Annotated in this window: 15 protein-coding genes and 1 tRNA gene; 11 read left to right on the forward strand and 5 right to left on the reverse strand. The window is 54.2% G+C overall.

Features of this window, described 5'->3' with window-relative positions:
- The first annotated feature begins 4 nt into the window (after positions 1-4).
- The 3 genes from ACJ77P_RS09860 (at position 5) to ACJ77P_RS09870 (ending at position 5,409) form a co-directional block, all read left to right on the forward strand.
- A complete protein-coding gene (locus tag ACJ77P_RS09860) occupies positions 5-1,138 on the forward strand; it encodes an ABC transporter permease (protein WP_408998124.1) in 1,134 nt (377 codons plus the stop codon).
- A gap of 1 nt (position 1,139) precedes the next feature.
- Positions 1,140-2,261, forward strand: coding sequence for an ABC transporter permease (locus ACJ77P_RS09865; RefSeq protein WP_408998125.1), 1,122 nt, complete (start codon positions 1,140-1,142; stop codon positions 2,259-2,261).
- A gap of 334 nt (positions 2,262-2,595) precedes the next feature.
- A complete protein-coding gene (locus tag ACJ77P_RS09870) occupies positions 2,596-5,409 on the forward strand; it encodes a PAS domain S-box protein (RefSeq protein WP_408998126.1) in 2,814 nt (937 codons plus the stop codon).
- Positions 5,410-5,451: 42 nt separating this feature from the next.
- Here the strand turns inward: ACJ77P_RS09870 and ACJ77P_RS09875 are convergent, their stop codons facing one another.
- Both ACJ77P_RS09875 and ACJ77P_RS09880 read right to left on the reverse strand, forming a co-directional pair.
- Positions 5,452-6,702, reverse strand: a complete 1,251-nt coding sequence (locus tag ACJ77P_RS09875; protein ID WP_408998127.1) for a type II toxin-antitoxin system HipA family toxin — start codon at positions 6,700-6,702, stop codon at positions 5,452-5,454.
- The gene (locus tag ACJ77P_RS09880; protein ID WP_408998128.1) at positions 6,695-6,940 is read right to left on the reverse strand and encodes a helix-turn-helix domain-containing protein; all 246 of its coding nucleotides are present in this window, start codon (positions 6,938-6,940) and stop codon (positions 6,695-6,697) included. The genes ACJ77P_RS09875 and ACJ77P_RS09880 overlap by 8 nt, the downstream gene beginning before the upstream one ends.
- Before the next feature lie 219 nt (positions 6,941-7,159).
- Between ACJ77P_RS09880 and ACJ77P_RS09885 the strand changes: the two genes are divergently transcribed.
- The 6 genes from ACJ77P_RS09885 (at position 7,160) to ACJ77P_RS09910 (ending at position 9,632) form a co-directional block, all read left to right on the forward strand.
- Entirely contained in the window at positions 7,160-7,597 is a 438-nt protein-coding gene (locus tag ACJ77P_RS09885; protein ID WP_408998129.1) for a hypothetical protein, read from the forward strand.
- A 13-nt stretch (positions 7,598-7,610) separates the two neighbouring features.
- Positions 7,611-7,820 (forward strand): hypothetical protein, encoded by a 210-nt coding sequence (locus ACJ77P_RS09890; RefSeq protein ID WP_367360198.1) that lies wholly within the window; start codon positions 7,611-7,613, stop codon positions 7,818-7,820.
- A 145-nt stretch (positions 7,821-7,965) separates the two neighbouring features.
- Positions 7,966-8,259, forward strand: a complete 294-nt coding sequence (locus ACJ77P_RS09895; RefSeq protein ID WP_367360199.1) for a type II toxin-antitoxin system RelE/ParE family toxin — start codon at positions 7,966-7,968, stop codon at positions 8,257-8,259.
- Positions 8,260-8,332: 73 nt separating this feature from the next.
- On the forward strand, positions 8,333-8,650 hold the full coding sequence (locus ACJ77P_RS09900) for a helix-turn-helix domain-containing protein (RefSeq protein ID WP_367360200.1): 318 nt from the start codon (positions 8,333-8,335) through the stop codon (positions 8,648-8,650).
- A gap of 428 nt (positions 8,651-9,078) precedes the next feature.
- Entirely contained in the window at positions 9,079-9,345 is a 267-nt protein-coding gene (locus ACJ77P_RS09905) for a type II toxin-antitoxin system ParD family antitoxin (RefSeq protein WP_367360201.1), read from the forward strand.
- Positions 9,345-9,632, forward strand: coding sequence for a type II toxin-antitoxin system RelE/ParE family toxin (locus ACJ77P_RS09910; protein ID WP_367360202.1), 288 nt, complete (start codon positions 9,345-9,347; stop codon positions 9,630-9,632). Before ACJ77P_RS09905 ends, ACJ77P_RS09910 begins: the two co-directional genes overlap by 1 nt.
- Before the next feature lie 98 nt (positions 9,633-9,730).
- Here the strand turns inward: ACJ77P_RS09910 and ACJ77P_RS09915 are convergent, their stop codons facing one another.
- The 3 genes from ACJ77P_RS09915 to glp all read right to left on the reverse strand — a co-directional run bounded on the left by ACJ77P_RS09915 (position 9,731) and on the right by glp (position 12,105).
- Positions 9,731-10,120, reverse strand: coding sequence for a hypothetical protein (locus ACJ77P_RS09915; RefSeq protein ID WP_367360203.1), 390 nt, complete (start codon positions 10,118-10,120; stop codon positions 9,731-9,733).
- Positions 10,121-10,674: 554 nt separating this feature from the next.
- Positions 10,675-10,772, reverse strand: a tRNA-Sec gene (locus ACJ77P_RS09920).
- Positions 10,773-10,854: 82 nt separating this feature from the next.
- Positions 10,855-12,105: a gephyrin-like molybdotransferase Glp gene (glp, locus tag ACJ77P_RS09925; protein ID WP_408998130.1), complete on the reverse strand. Its 1,251-nt coding sequence runs from the start codon at positions 12,103-12,105 to the stop codon at positions 10,855-10,857.
- Between the two features lie 218 nt (positions 12,106-12,323).
- Between glp and nadA the strand changes: the two genes are divergently transcribed.
- Together nadA and mfd are read left to right on the forward strand one after the other, a co-directional pair.
- Positions 12,324-13,235, forward strand: coding sequence for a quinolinate synthase NadA (gene nadA, locus ACJ77P_RS09930; RefSeq protein WP_367360205.1), 912 nt, complete (start codon positions 12,324-12,326; stop codon positions 13,233-13,235).
- A gap of 120 nt (positions 13,236-13,355) precedes the next feature.
- Positions 13,356-16,958, forward strand: a complete 3,603-nt coding sequence (gene mfd, locus ACJ77P_RS09935) for a transcription-repair coupling factor (RefSeq protein ID WP_367360206.1) — start codon at positions 13,356-13,358, stop codon at positions 16,956-16,958.
- Positions 16,959-16,972: the final 14 nt, after the last annotated feature.

The raw sequence follows: 16,972 nt of genomic DNA on the forward strand, positions 1-16,972 counted from the left end.
AGAGATGAATCCGGCAAAGGTCGAAGCGGTCATCCGCAAGGAATTCTATCACCTCCTCCGTGATGTCCGCAGCCTTTACCTGGCCTTTGCCCTTCCCCTGCTCCTCATCCTCCTGTTCGGCTATGCCCTCAGCCTCGATGTCAACCACATCCGGACGATCGTCGTGGATCACGATGCGACCCCCGCCAGCCGGGACCTGATCCGGAAGCTCGACTCCTCCTCCTATTTTGACGTCGTCGCCCATCCAGGGAGCATCCGGGAGGTCGACAGCTATCTGGACGAGGGGCAGGCCCTCCTGGCCATCGTGATTCCGCCGGACTTTTCGAACAACCTCGCCAGGGATCGCGAGGCACCGCTACAGGTCATTCTTGACGGCAGCGATCCGAATTATGCCAGTATCGCCAGGGGCTACATAAACGCCTTTCTGGAAAACCAGAATCTCCGGCTCCTGGACGACTTTCTCAACCGCCAGGGGAGAGAACCGATCCGCCCCCCCCTTGAGGGGAGGATCCGCGTCTGGTTCAACGAAGACCTGGAGAGCAGGAATTTCATCATCCCCGGAAACATCGCCGTCATCCTCATGATCGTCGGCGCCATGCTGACCTCACTTGTTGTGGCCAGAGAATACGAAAACGGCACCCTGGAAACCATCAAGTCGCTCCCCCTGAACACGGGGGAATTTCTTGCCGGGAAAGCCATTCCCTACTTCATAATCGGCATGATCGACGTCCTTATCGCCGTCCTCATGGGGCAGTTCCTCTTCGGCGTGACCATGAAATCAAGCTTCTGGCTGATGATTCTCGCCTCCGCGCTCTACCTGGCCGTTGCCCTCACCCTCGGGATCCTGATTTCCATCGTTCTCAAATCGCAGCTCGTCGCCAATCAGGTCGCCGTGCTGGTTACCTACCTGCCCTCCCTGCTGCTGTCGAACTTTGTGTTTCCGATTCTCAACATGCCCAGGCCCCTGCAGCTTCTGGCTCAATTCGTCCCGGCAACCTACTATATCAGGATTTTAAGCGGCGTTTATCTCAAGAACCTCGGATTTGCCCAGCTGTGGTTCTCCTTCCTCGTTCTGCTGATCATGTTCCTGGTTTTGGCCCTTGCGAGTTTCTTCGCGCTGAAGCGGGAGGGAATCTAGAATGAGCTGGCTGCGCATCCGGGAACTGGTCCGGAAAGAATTTATTCAGCTGTTCCGTGACAAGCGTAACCGTCCCCTTCTGATCATTACCCCCATCATTCAGCTTTTGATTTTCGGATACGTGGTCAATTACGACATCAGGAACATCCGGCTGGCCCTGATGGATCAGTCACAGACCGTGGAAAGCCGCCAAGTCACCGATTCCTTCAGCGGAAACAGAATCTTTCAAATCCGCTACCGGCCGGAAAATGATGCCTCCCTGGAAAAGCTCCTTCTTCAGGGAAAGATCGATCTGGCCGTGAAGATCCCCCCCGATTTCAGTTCGGAAATCCGGAAAGGGCGGACCGCCCGGATTCAGATCCTGGCGGACGGAACCATGAGCAATATGGCCTCCATCCGGATCGCCTACACCATGCTCGTCCTGGACCGGCTGAACCGGCAGCTGATCAGGGAGCTTCACCCGCTGCGGATGGACTACGGCCGCATCGATGCCCGCGTTCGCACCTGGTACAACCCCAATCTGGACAGCCAGAATTTCTACGTTCCCGGCATTGTGGCCTTCGTCGTCATGCTCATCTCCCTCCTCTTTACCTCCATGGCCATCATCAAGGAGAAGGAGGCGGGAACGATTGAGCAGCTGATGGTAACGCCGATTTCACCGGTTGAACTGATTCTCGGCAAGACGATTCCCTACATCGTGATCTCTCTTTCCCAGATGGTCATCGTCACGGCCATTGCCGTCTTCTGGTTCGAGATTCCCCTGGCGGGCAGCATTCTTCTTCTCCTTCTTGCCGCCTGCCTGTTTCTGCTCAGCACGCTGGGAATCGGACTCTTCATTTCCACGATTTCCGGAACGCAGCAGCAGGCCATGATGACGACGTTCTTCGTGATCCTCCCCTTTTTCATGCTCAGCGGCTTCGTTTTCCCCATCGACAACATGCCTGAAGCCGTTCAATGGCTGACCCTGCTCAATCCGCTACGCTATTTTCTGGTCATCATCCGGGGGATTTTTCTCAAGGGGGTGGGGATGGAGATCCTGTGGCCTCAATTTGCCGCCATGGCGGTCCTGGGGCTGGCCGTTTTTGTCGGCGCCGTCGCCCGGTTCCGGAAGCGGCTTGACTGAAACCGGCGCCGATGGAGCGTCGAAATCCCGGCGCCTTTCCAGACTTCAGACCTCTCCACGGTTCACCCCTTCGATGAACTTTTGATTTGAAAAAGAGAAAGAAATCGTTGTACCCTCGCTTTCGTCCGCCCATCCACAGGCGGATTTGACCAGGAAAGGCGACGATCAACAAAGGCGATGCGCCCATGTTCCCTTGCTGCCGTCTGCCGTTCCGCCAGGCGGAAGTGCTCGGACTTTGTTGAAAGAATTCGGATGATTTTTTAACTTCATGATTGTTGATCCCTGCCGTCGGCAGGGAACGATTTTTCAGCAATACGTAAAAGGATACAGTGTTATGAAAGGCGAGAACAAAACCAAACTACAGCGTGTCAACTATTCGGATACCATGATTGAACTCCTTCAGGAATCGGAATCCGGAGGTCACTATGACAAACCCGTCGAACAGAGAGGAGACTCACCGGACAAGGAAATGCTTCGCTTCGAAGGATCTTTGGGCGATTTGGAGCTTTCCTCTGTCATCGATGTTCCGAGCATTCATTCCCTGATGGACAGCTTCCAGAAGTTTGCCGGCATCCCCTTGGCGATCGTCGACCTCAAGGGCAGGGTGCTGGCCGGCCCGGGATGGGGAGAGATCTGCCGGAGATTCCATCGGATGCACCCCGAAACCTGCAGGAACTGCATCGAAAGTGATATTGAGCTGTCCTCCGGCATACCGGAAGGCAAGTACCGGCTCTACAGGTGCAAGAACAACATGTGGGAGATTGCGACCCCGATCGTGGTGGCTGGCAGGCACATGGCCAACATCATTTCCGGGCAATTCTTCTTCGATGATACCCCCCCCGATGAGGAACTGTTCCGGTTGCAGGCCAGGAAATACGGGTTTCCTGAAGAAGAGTATCTTGCGGCACTGGAAGCGGCTCCACGATTCAGCAGAAAATCCGTGGATGCCGAAATGGCGTTTCTCATGAAGCTTGCCCGGATGTTTTCCCAGCTCAGCTTCAATAATATGAACCTGAAGCGGCTGGCGGCGGATCGGAATACCCTGGTGGATTCTCTCAGGGCGGCAGAGGAAAAATACCGGGGGATTTTTGAAAACGCCATTGAAGGAATGTACCGTACATCCCCTGAAGGCCGATTTCTTGAAGCCAACCCGGCGATGGCCAGGATCTTCGGCTATGATTCGCCGTCGGAATTGATGAGCAGGGTGACCGATGCAGGCAAGCAGCTCTACGCCGACCCTGAAGGCCGCACGGAATTTGTTTCGCTCCTGGATCAGCAGAACAATGCAAGCGTTGAAACGCAAATGCGCCGGAGGGATGGCAGCCTGTGCTGGATACACCTGCGAGGTCGAACCGTTCGCACCGCGGAGGGGAAAATCCGTTATTACGAGGGGTTTGCCGAAGATGTTACCGAGCGCAAAACTGCCGAGGAGACGCTGAAGCAGTACGGCAGCCACCTGGAGGCGTTGGTTAAAGAGCGCACCTCCCAGCTTGAAGAAAGAAACCGGCAATTGAATTTGGAAATCGCAGAGCGCAAGCGGGTTGAGGAAATTTTGTGCGAATCGGAAAATAAATACCACACCATTTTTGAAAACACGGGGACAGCCACCCTGATCGTCGAGGACGATACGATCATATCCCTGGCGAACAAGGAGGTTGAGCGCTTGTTTCATTACACGAGAGATGAGCTGGAAGGAAAGAAAAGCTGGAAGGATTTCAAGCTGCAGGAGGATATTGAACAGCTGATGGAATATCATAGCCTGAGAAGGGTGAATCCGGAAGCGGCCCCCAAGAACTATGAAATGAAAGTGATTGACCGATTCGGTTCACTTCGGGATGTTGCTGTGACGGTTGCCATGATACCGGGAACCCTCAAAAGCGTGGTGTCTCTTCTGGACATCACCCGCCTCAAGAACGTGGAAAGGGCCCTCATGAACAGTGAAGCCTTGTACCGGAATCTGTTCGAGAACGCTTCGATCGGCATGTTTCAGACCTCTCCTGAAGGCGGCTTTCTTCGGTGCAACAAGGCGTTTGCCGAAATGCTCGGGTATGAATCCCCGGAGGAAGTGATTTCGTCCGTTGTCAACACGGCCACAGATCTCCACACAACCATCGAAAACCGGGCACTGATTCTTTCCACACTGGAGCAACGTGAATGGTTTTATGGAGAAATTCCCCACATTCGCAAGGATGGAAGCATGATGATCGGAAAAATGGCGATCCGGCGGATGCTCAACCCAGACGGCACGATAGCCTACCTGGAGGGAATCGCGGAGGATATTACCGAAAAGAAAAAGGTGGAGGAAAAACTGAAGAACTACACAGAAGAAATCACCGACCTCTACGAGAATGCACCCTGCGGCTACCATTCCCTCGCAGAGGATGGAACCTATCTCCGCATCAACAGGACGGAACTTTCTTGGCTTGGATATTCCCGCGAAGAAGTGGTCGGAAAGATGAAATTTTCCGATCTGCTGCCGGCTGAAGAGAAGGCGCTGTTCATGACGAAATTTTCTGACTTCAAAAAACGGGGCTGGGCGCGTGACCATGCGTACACCGTTATTCGAAAGGATGGCAGCCGATTGCCCGTCCTCATCAACGCAACAGTGGTATCGGATGAAAATGGCCGTTATCTGATGAGCCGGGGATCTTTGTTCGACAATTCGGAACGAAAATATGCCGAAGAGGCGTTGCTGGAACGGGAGAAAGAGTTGAGGCTCAAGGCGCAGAATCTTCAGGAGGTCAATACGACCTTGAACGTTCTGCTGAACACCATCGAAAAGGATACAGAGGAACTCAAGGAACGAGTGACTACCAACATCCGGGAGCAGGTTCTACCCTATCTGGAACAGCTCAAAAAGACGCCGTTGGATGAAGTCCAGAAGGGGTTCGTCCAGATAGCGGAAAGTCGTCTGGACGAGATAGCATCACCTTTTGTCAAGAAGTTGACCTCAAAATATTTGAATCTTACGAAAAGGGAAATTCAGATCGCCACTCTGATAAAGGACGGCAAGACAACCAAGGAGATCGCGGAAATCCTGGATGCGAAAAAGCGCGCGATTGATTTCCATCGGGAAAACATCAGGAAGAAGCTTGGATTGAAGAACAAAAAGAGCAATCTTCAGATATTACTCCGCTCCTTTTCGTAGAGGGGTAAGATGGGAAGGGGTCAAGGCCCTGCCTTCAACACCTCAGGCAGACTCTGCCCTCTTCTCGATGACAGCCAGTATCTTCTCGATGACTGTGGACGTCCCGTCTATTTGATTGAACTCGCTTGACAGCGTTTGCGCCGCCGCGGGGACGGCGGCGGACATTTCCTTTAATGTTTTCAAAACAAGATTCGGCTTGATCCCGATTGATTCGCTGAATCGTTCCCAGTGTTTCCTCATCATCCAGAACGGTCTGTTCTCACCACCTATCCTCATGGCCTGTTTGTCCATCAAATCAGGATAGACCTGCGTGCAGATCAGATCGTAAAAAGGCGCGAGTCGCGGCCCCCGGTCCGTAAAAAGCATGGCCAGATTCTTAGCATGAGCGTCGGCATTGCCGATCAGGACATTGAAGATCGTCCACCGCAAAAGGGCCATTCGATCGGCGGCGGGACGGATACTTTTTTCGTGCAGTAAGGTAAAACACTGTTTTAAAGACGGGCCGCCTTCACTTTCGTATTTCTGTTCGGGGAGAAATCCCAGGGCCTGGCAGAAGTCTTCCTGGTGCAGACGCACGATGCGGCCATCCGTGTCTTTGCTGCGGTCATAGCGCGCGATGATGAAAATCCGATCAAGACCCCGGCGGATTGTAACCGGCGGAACCGACAATCCCATTTTGTGTGCGAGCATCATGCAGAAGGCTTCATTCCCAACCGTATCCTCCAGATCCCTGATCGGCGGTTTCATGATATGGCTGCTGGGCGCATTTCCCGTGGCGATGAAGATGCGGCAGTCTTCCATGTAAACAGGCAACTTGTTCTGCGCGCCGGCCAGCGAAAGTCGCATTCCTTCGATTCCGGCAAGCAGCGGTCTTCGGGGAAGCTCGATGATCATCCGGTGCAGTTCTTCTCCATGGAGTTCCCGATAGCCGGGTTTCATGGCGGGAGCCATTCCCTCGGGCATTACGGATACCGCCCCCGCGCACTCCCCGCCGATGCCGTTCAACAAGGCAAAGTCATTGCTCTCAGAAATTCTCAAGCGTTGGGCAATGGCCCGTTTGACTTCAGCCTCCGGCAGGAGATTGGAAAAAAAAGGGCGGGCGGCGTCATCAGGGTATGCCTCCTCTCTCAAAGGAAGGTGCAGCGACAAGGGAACGGAACCCTTCTGATGTATCCATTCCGTGTCATATTGAAACACAAAGCGTCTTTTATCATCCAGCCAGAGCCGTCCCACTTTTTGATCCCAGAGATAGACATCCAGGCCAGGGTTATCCATGCCGACCACTTTACTCATTCGGCCAATTCCTTGCTTCGATGTAAACATCGAGCCCCAGCGCCGTCAGAACCCGCAGGACTTTCCCAAGCTGCGCCGTCGCTTTGCCGTTTTCCAAATCGGACATGAACCGGTACCCGACACCGCATAAAGCTGCTGCATCGGCCAGTGTCAAATCGTCTTCCCTGCGTTTTTCTCTGACAGCTGTGCCAATATCCGCCACTGTCGTTGCTTTGTGTTTCACATTTCTTTCCTCCATAATTCCCTTTCGGGAACAATAATCGTTCAGAGAGGAATCGTCAAGAAATATATTCCCGATAGGGAATAATAAAAAGATTGAATGTTTTCATGCTCTCAAACATTACCGGACGGGCATACAAAAGACACGTTCTCGTGATCAGATCAAGAAAGTGGTCGGAAGGCGTAAAATACTTACAACATGTTGTATTTATTATTATAGCATCACAAAGTGTGATATGTGGGTTTTGTTCCCCAACAATACCCCTTTCCCGCACGGGGTGACGCGATATGCCAGATTGTAACAGACAACATTTCCGGTAAAAACCAGATCCATCAGTTCTTTCAAAATCAGAAAATCGGTAATCTGCGAAAGCGCAGTAACATCGACAAGGAAAAGGGGATTTCTCCTGTCGTTGTGTTCCGCATGCTGTTCACCCTGGTTTTTACCGGCAAGAACCTGTACCGCACCCTCGAAACAGGAGGAAGCTGTGGCATGGCCAAAGACACGGTGTATCGCCTTCTCAACTCAGTCCATACCCATTGGAGAAGATTCCTGCTGTTGTTGAGTGCTCAGGGAATCCAAGAGGAGCTTAAACCACTGACCGGCGCCGCCAACATGAAGGTGCTGATCGCCGATGATACGCTTCACCGGTGCAATCGGAGCACTTTCCCATGACGATGCCCGTAGAATGGTCCAAAAGTACATCACGTATTACAATGAGACCAGGCTGCACAGCGCCATCGGGTACGTTTCCCCCTTGGACAGACTTGAAGCCAGAGACATAGAAATCTTCAAAGAGCGAGACAGAAAACTGGAAGCAGCCAGAGAGCTGCGAAAACATCAACGACAGAGGAGCTATTCTGAAATCAATCCTTCAGGAGAAGCCTTTGTATGTTAAAACAAGTGGGGTAAAAGTCCATTTCCGGCTGCGGCGGGACACAGGCCGAGCGGCGGCACAGAACTAAAATGGTTTCATACCGATAAAAACTATTGCAATGTATAACACCAAGTATTATATTCCGTCTAAGGATTGGAGGAGCTGAGTGCGGATATTCAAAACCAAGTGGTTTACACGCTTTGCACGAAAAGAGGATCTCAGCGATAAGAAACTGGCGGATGCCGTCCAGGAATTAGAAAATGGCCTGCATGACGGTGATCTTGGGGAAAACCTTACCAAAAAGAGGCTGGCACGTGCAGGCGAGGGAAAAAGAGGCGGCTACAGAACAATTGTTGTCTATCGCGCAAAAAATCGAGCCGTGTTCGTGTATGGTTTTCCGAAGAGCACAAAGGCCAATCTGAGCGCCGTGGAATTGGATGTATACCAAAAAATGGCGTAAATATTAATGAGTTTCAATGATGATGGCATAACCAAAGCATTAAACGCAGGTGAATTAGAGGAGGTAAACTACCATGGCGAAAAAATATCAGAGTGAAGCGCTTGAAGCGCTGCACGAGACGGCGACCGGCCTACATCGCCTTGGTCTGATAGACACAAAGACGATGCGTGATTTCGATGTATCTTGCCTGACGAGCGTAGAAAAGCTTTCGGCGAAGGAAATCGCGGCAGTCAGAAAAAAAGCAGGGGTCAGCCAAGCCGTATTTGCAAAATATCTGAATGTGACAGTTGGCTTGGTGAGCCAATGGGAAAGAGGAGAAAAAGAGCCGCGTGGCCCCTCTCTTAAGCTGCTTGCCCTAGTGCAGAAAAAAGGCCTAGAAGCAATAGCCTAAAACAGATTTAACCCTTCCTCCTACAAGTTGAAAGGTCAAACTCTAAGCTCATGCCGAATAATGAAGCCTTTTCACGCGTAGTGATTGATGCCCAGCTCGCCGATCAAGGATGGAACACGCAGGACCCGAACAGTGTCCGCTATGAATATATCCTGCCGGACGGGACGCGAGCGGATTATGTGCTCTGTGATCGTCATGGACGTTCAGCGGCTGTAATTGAGGCCAAGCGCTTCTCCACTGCTGGCCTCGGTGTGGCATGAATTCGATAGCGACCCACGCCGCCTCGGCGGCGCTTTGAAGTAGAGTAATTTATCGAACTTACTCAGAGGATTCTGATTGGGTGTTGGGGAATTTCCATGTTACCCTTTTCTATGACAAAGATTGACATTTAATGTTATTCTTTATATAAAGAAAAAAGGAGGTAAGTCATGAACATTTCCCTTACGCCGCAGCTTGAAGAACTGGTTAAAGCAAAAGTCGCCAGTGGGCTTTATGGCTCTGCAAGCGAAGTCTTGCGCGAAGCCCTGCGCCTTCTCGAAGAACGAGACCGAATCCACGCCATTCGTTTTGAAGAACTGAAGATGGCAATCAAGAAAGGCTTGGAGAGCGGTGAGCCAACACCTTTAGACGTGGAAGCCATAAAAGCGCGGGGCCGCAAGCGGCTTGCCGCTCAACAAAAGAAGGCAACCGGCTAATGCCGAGGATTATCAAGCACCCCGAGGCTGAAAACGATCTTGACGAGATTTGGTTGTATATTGCCCAGGACAGCCCCGACCATGCGGATCAATTTCTTGATGAAATCGAGGAAACTTGCCAAAAGCTTGCACGGTTTACAGAGATGGGCCGGAATCGGGATGACCTCCACCCCGGCTTGCAAAGTTTCCCTATTGGTAAATATCTGATTTTCTACATGCCGATTAAGGGGGGTATTGCGATTGTCAGGGTCCTGCATGGCATGATGGATATTGAGGCTTTATTTTAAGATTCCGCACAGCCATCCAATCCGGCCGTGAGTCATTAGGACAAGAAAAATGATGGCTGTGATGATGGCTGCCTGTGTATATCTATCTGGGGTTTTTTTCATCGTTCCAGAAGCCTTTCCATTGTCCTGTCAATAGCTTTGTCTTTGGCTATATCACGAACCTTTTCCGCCGCTTTCAAGACATCCTTGCCGTCATACACCACATCCCGAAGCCGTAGCATTGGGGGTACTCCCTGCTCTGTCGCAGGGACGAGGTATTTCTGTCCACTTTCAAGATTTTCAATCCGGTGATAGTTTTTCCCCTGAACCTTGATGTCGCCCCAATATTCGCCCGTGATCGGCTCATTCAGACGGCCTTTGGGAACTTCCAGGTAGCTTTTTCCCGAGACGGAGATTTCCTTGAACTTGTCCGCCTCTCTTTCAAGGGTTTCATAACCTCGATGGTTGGCAAAGTCCTCTCCCAGCGATTTTGTATTCCTCTTTTCCACCGAATGGACCAGGGCTTCACGGTTCTTGAAATCATTCCTGCCGTAATAATCGTTGCATCTTCCCGGTGTCTCGACATCGAGACGTAAGTCAAATGCTTGTCAAATCGCTTGGTGGCCAGGACAAAAGAGCGGTCAACCGTGGTGCCTTGAGATTTTTCCTTATCAGGAATTTCACCCCCGACGTTTATTGCATGTTCCATAATTTCCAAACTCTTCAAAATGTTTCCTCGCATCGATCGTCCTCCTTCCTTAGCTGTTGAATGATCTTCTTTTGTTCATGTTGGGAACGGCCTTTTCTATGGCATCAAGCCGCTGTTCGATATCATTCAATTCCTTCACCTTCAGGACATAGTCGATGATCTTGATCGCGGTAATTAGGTTTTTCTCCTTTTATAGGGTATCCAGTTTACCTTTTTCGGGGTATCCTACGGAATATCTACCCCGAAAAAGTGCGTCTATAGATGGATTTTGCTGGACAACCCCCGACAGGAGATACAAAAAAGCCTGATTAATCAAGGCTTTTTATACTGTTTTGGATTGTATCGGATTATAATTGGCGGAAGTGCATGGGAATCGAACCCACCTGGGACGGTTTTAGCGCCCCACACCGGATTTGAAGTCCGGGAGGCCCACCAGTGACCTTGGCACTTCCGTTGGAAAAGAGTAAAGCGGGTAATATGGACGTTCTTTTTGAGAGGGGGTATTAAACCCCAACAGGCGATGCCTGTCAACCATTATCTCTCTTGGAAATATTCCGGATTCAGGGTCATGTTGAACGAGTCGTCGATCATCTGCACGGTGACCCGCTCTCCGGAAGAAATGTTCCGCACGCCTTTCGGAAGGATCGCCAAGCCGTTGGCCCGCACCATGGATTTAAGGATGCCGGAGCTCTGCTCTCCCGTGAGGACCGCCACATAACCGCCGTCCTTGCGCTCCACATGAACGCGCACAAAATAAGTCAGCTCCGGCTGCTTGTCCAATCCTTCCTTCAGAACCGCCTGTACGGTTCTTCGAAAGAGGAATCGGTGCCCCATCATCTTCAGGAGAACGGGACGGACAAACTGTTCAAATGAGACCATTGTAGACACTGGGTTTCCCGGAAGGCCGAAAATCGGCTTTCCACTGATCCTGCCGTACACCAGGGGCTTCCCAGGCTTCATCGCCACCCGCCAGAACTCAATGTCTGTACCCACTTCCGTCATGATATCCTTGACCATGTCGTAATCACCTACGGACACCCCTCCGGAAGAAAGGATCACGTCGGCCCTGAGGGCCGGCCGAAACTTGGCCAGCAGATCTTCCCGGTTATCCCGGGCGATGCCCATCAAGAGGGGAACGGCTCCGCACTGCAGAATCTGGGCCGTCAGGGAGTAGGCGTTGCTGTTGACGATCTTCCACGATGAAACCGGGTCGTCGATGTCCGCCAGTTCGTCGCCTGTGGCGATGACCGCCACCACGGGGCGCTGATACACGGAGACAAAGGACTTCCCCAATGCCGCCATCATCCCCACTTCCGCAGGGCGCACGACGGTTCCGGCAGGGATGACTTCTTCTCCTTCACGGACGTCCTCGCCGGCGAACCGGATGTTTTCCGCTTTTTTCGCGGCAACGGTCAACTCTACCCTTTGTCCGGTCTGCCGGGTGTCCTCCACCTTGACCACGGCATCAGCGCCTTCCGGAATGGGCGCACCCGTCATGATCCTTGCCGCCTGGCCGATCCCGATGGCCCGTTTGGGAATGGACCCGGCGGGAATGTCTTCGATCACGTCCAGAATGATTGGATTGGAAGGAGAAGCCTCTTGCGTATCCACCTCGCGTACGGCGTAACCGTCCATGGAGGAATTGTCCCGTGGCGGAATAATCCGCCCACCATAAACGGACTCTCCGAGGACACGCCCCAGGCTTTCAAGGACAGCGACTTTTTCCGCACCCAGAGGAAACGTCTCTTTTAAGATGATATTCAGGGCATCTTCAACTTGAATCATGGCGCACCTTTTTTTCAACCGATTTTCCCACTCCCCGTAGAAACCCATGGAAAACGCCGTCCAGTTCGCAGGCTCTGGAACTGTCCGGAAAGCTATCCCAATTCCCCCGTTCTGTCAACAACCACAATCCTCTGTTTTTTCATCTTGTAATGTGTGTTTTTATATTATATTTCCCTTAACAGGAGTTTCATCCTATCAAGGAATCGAGGACTCGACTTATGAACAGATCAGACCTGCAGTCGGAAATCCGCGATCTGCTTCGCGAACGGAACGGCATTCTACTGGCCCATTATTACCAGAGGGAAGAGGTTCAGGAAATTGCCGACTTTCTTGGGGATTCTCTGGCCTTGAGCATCGAGGCCGCCCAGACGGAGGCAGAGGTCATTGTTTTCGCCGGGGTTCATTTCATGGCGGAAAGCGCATCCATTCTGTGCCCGGACAAGACCGTCCTCCTGCCCCACCTGGATGCGGGCTGCCCCCTGGCCGACAAGATCACGCCCGGCGCACTGGAAAAGGCCCGACAGCGGTATCCGGACGCAGCCGTGGTCACCTACATCAATTCCTCGGCGGAGATCAAGGCGCACTCGGACATCTGCTGTACCTCGTCCAACGCCGTCAAGGTGGTAAAGAGCCTTCAGGATTCGCGGCAGATCCTCATGATCCCCGACGGCAATCTGGCCCGCTACGTGGCAAGGTTTACGGACAAAGAAATCATTCCCTGGGACGGCTATTGCCCCTTTCACCATTTTGTTCAACCGGAGGAGATCGCCCGCGCCAAGGCGGAACATCCCGACGCGCTCTTCATCGCCCATCCGGAATGCAACGCCGCCGTCGTGGAAATGGCCGACTTTGTGGGCAGCACGTCAGCCATGATCGAGTTCTGCCGGACAACGGAGGCCAAGGAAATCATCGTCGGCACGGAGATCGGGATCATGACCCCGCTCAAGAAGCAGAACCCGGAAAAGATCTTTATTTCCCCCTCCGAACATCTTGTCTGCCAGACCATGAAGATGATCACGCTGGAAAACATCCTGGAATCCCTGAAAACGATGAAGCCGGTCGTGAAGGTTCCCGAGGCGATCCGCATTCCGGCAAAGAGGGCCCTGGACCGGATGCTGGCCATCCGCTGAAGAAGGAGTCCCCTGATTCAAACGGCTGCCGCCTTTCTGATCACGACAAAAAGGCCTGCTTGAAGAACGCTTGATGACCGGAATTCCGCCCTGGCCGATTCCGGCCGGAATTTTGTGACATTGAGAAAAATACTTTCCACATCCAAAGGCCCTTCCGCTCCGGTTCTCCGGATGCTTTATGAAAAGATAGACCACGGCGCTGAGCAGTTATCCGTGAACCGGTTGCACGGTTCGGCCAACGCCTTCCTCATCGCGGCCCTGTCGCGGAAGCTCGGCAGGCCCATGGTCGTCCTGAGCCCGACGGAGAAAGAGGCACGGCAGACCTTTTCGGATCTTTCCCTCTTTCTCGGCGGGGACAAGGTTTTCCTGTACCCTCCCTGGGACATCCAGAGCATCGACATGTTCGCCCTGCAGCGCGAGGTCGAACTGGTCCGAATGGAGGTTCTGGCCCGCCTGCTGGCGGATGAACCAGCCATCATCGTCGCCCCCCTGAAGGCCCTCATGCAGAAAGTTGTTCCCCGGAGCCTTCTTGACGCATACCTGGAGATTGTCACGCCGGGAAGCGAGATCCCGCGGGAGGATCTTGTCGCCAAACTGATCGCCGGCGGATATCAGCGAACAACCCTCGTGGAAGAAAAGGGGGAATTCAGTCTGCGGGGGCATGTGCTGGACCTCTTCCCGCCCATGGAGGACCAGCCGCTCCGCCTGGAATTCGATGGGGACGACCTCGAATCTCTCCGGGCCTTTGACCCCGCCTCTCAGCGCTCCACCGGCCGTCGGGATGCCTTCGTGCTGTGCCCGGCAAGAGAGGTGATTCTTTCTGAAGACTGCCGCCAGCAGGCGCTGCGCAACATCCACAGCAGGGCGAAAGCCCTGGAGCTGCCACGGACCGTGCGGGAGCACCTATCGGAAATGATCGACGCGGGCCTGTCCACATCGCTGAACCCTCTATTTCTGCCCCTGTTCTATGAATCCCTGGAGCCGGACTCCGGTGCGCCGGAACGGGGCATCTCACCGAAGACCAGCCCGCTGGGGAGCTTTTTCGATTACCTTCCCGGGAAATGCCTCATCGTGATGGACGACGCCCTGGCCATTGAAAATGCCGGCCAGAGCATTGAGAACGAGATTGACCGCTGCCTGCTGAAGGCGAGACGGGAAGAAAAATTCTACCTGGAACGGGAAGCCTCCTATGTCAGCAAGTCCTCCTTCCTGAAAGACCTGCGTCGTTTTCAACGGATGATCCTGGAGGGGCTTGCTCTTGACCGCCTGCCGGAATCCCACCCCGGAGCCGGCGCGGATTCCACCCCGTCAAGGGCGGAATCCCTTTACCTTCCCCTGGACACGGACCCGGGACTGGGCGATCTCCATCGGGGGCCCGGCAGCGAGGACACCCTCCTTTCACCGCTCATCGAGCGGATCCGGCCGTGGCTGCAGTCGGGCATGCTGGTGACGATTTTCTGTTCGGGCAAGGGAAACCTTCAGCGGATGCACCACCTCCTGGAAGACTACGAGCTGACCGTCCGGATGCCTGAAGGCTTGCTGATCGACGAGGCCCTGCTTGGTTCCGGACCCGGTGCACTGAGCCTGAGGGAGGGCAGGCTGAGCCGGAGCTTTCTCTTTTCCGACCTGAACCTGGCCGCCATCAGCGAAGAGGAGCTTTTCGGGAAGAAAATAGCGGGCAAGCGCGTCCGCTCCGCCCGGGAGGGATACTTTCTCCGCTCTTTCGGAGATCTGAAGGAAGGGGATTACGTCGTCCACAAGGACCACGGCATCGGCCTCTACCAGGGGATGCAGAAGCTGAACGTCGGCGGCATTGAAAACGACTTCCTCCTGCTCGGATATCAGAGCGGCGACAAGCTCTATCTTCCCGTGGACCGCCTTGATCAGATTTCCCGATATATCGGCCCCGACAATTACATCCCCAAAGTCGACAGACTGGGCGGGACATCCTGGGACGCCGTGCGGGAGCGGGTCAAGAAATCCATCCGGGAAGTCGCCGAAGAGCTAGTGGCCATTTACGCCGCCAGGGAGATCATGGAGCGGCGGGCCTTCGCTCCCCCGGATGCCGTGTATGAAGAATTCTGCGCCGCCTTTTCCTACGACGAAACCCCCGATCAGGCCCGGGCCATCGAAGACATCCACAACGACATGAACAGCGCGAAGCCCATGGACCGGCTGATCTGCGGCGATGCGGGATTCGGCAAGACGGAAGTGGCCATGCGGGCGGCTTTCCGTACGGTCATGGACGGCAGGCAGGTCGCCGTGCTTGTCCCGACGACCATCCTGGCGGAGCAGCATTTTTCCACCTTCGTCAGCCGCATGAAGGACTACCCCATCCGCATCGAGGCCCTCAACCGCTTCCGGAACAGGGTGGAGCAGTCGGCGGTCCTGGATGGACTCCGCAGGGGCCAGGTGGACATCGTGATCGGCACGCACCGGCTGCTCTCGAAGGATGTGACCTTCAAGAACCTGGGGCTCGTGGTGATCGATGAAGAGCAGCGCTTCGGCGTCTCCCACAAGGAAAAGTTGAAGAAGCTCAGGACGCTGGTCGATGTCCTCACCCTGTCGGCCACGCCGATTCCACGCACCCTGCATCTCTCCCTGGTGGGAATCCGCGATCTGTCCATCATCAACACGCCGCCCGAGGACCGCCAGACCATCAGGACCTATGTCCTGGAGTTCAACGAAGAAATCATCCGGGACGCCATTCGGAATGAGCTGGCCCGCCAGGGGCAGGTCTTCTTCCTTCACGACCGGGTCAAATCGATCTACACCATGGCCCGCCTCGTGGAAAAGCTGGTCCCGGAGGCGGAGATCAGTGTCGTCCACGGACAGATGAAGCCCAGGGAAATCGAGGATGCCATGGGCCGGTTTCTCCGCAGGGAATGCAACGTCCTGGTCTGCACGACCATCGTCGGATCCGGCCTGGACATCCCCACGGCCAACACGATGCTCATCAACCGTGCGGACCGGTTCGGCCTGGCCCAGCTGTACCAGATACGGGGGCGCGTGGGGCGATCGAGCGAGGAGGCCTTCGCCTATCTCCTTGTCCCCAAGGGGGTGCTGCTATCGCGGGACGCCCAGAAACGCCTGCAGGTCATCATGGACTTTTCGGAACCCGGATCCGGCTTCCGCATCGCCTCCAGCGACATGGAGATCCGCGGAGGCGGCAACCTCCTGGGAACCTCGCAGTCGGGACACGTATCGGCGGTCGGCTATGAGCTGTACACGGAGCTCATGGAAAAAACGATTCGCGAGATCAAGGGGGAGGCCATCCCCGAAGAGGAGATTGTTCCGGAAATTCACATGGGGCTTCCCGCCTACATCCCGGAAGAGTACATGGCAGACGTTCACCGGCGGCTGGTGACGTACAAGCGGATTTCCACGGCCGACTCGGATGAGGAGCTGGAGGAAATCCGGGAAGAGTTGGCGGACTGCTTCGGCTACCTTCCGCCGGAAGTGGCCAACCTTCTCGGCGTCATCCGCCTTCGCAGCCGGTTGAAGGGGATCCGGGCCAGAAAAATGGGCTACGACTCGAAGCAGATATTCATCTTTTTCTCCGCCGACACCCCGGTGGAGCCGGATCGGATCCTGGCCCTCGCCCGCCGGAAATACCGCGGCCTGCGCCTGACCCCCGATTACAAGCTCTATATCCCCCTTCCCGGTCTTCAGGGGCAGGAAATCCTTTCCGCTGCGGGGGAAGTGCTGCGGCTGCTTTCCTGAAAAGGGCGCCCTTC

Origin of the sequence: Syntrophus buswellii (assembly GCF_046097065.1) — a bacterium.
In the GTDB taxonomy this organism is placed as follows: Bacteria; Desulfobacterota; Syntrophia; order Syntrophales; family Syntrophaceae; genus Syntrophus; species Syntrophus buswellii.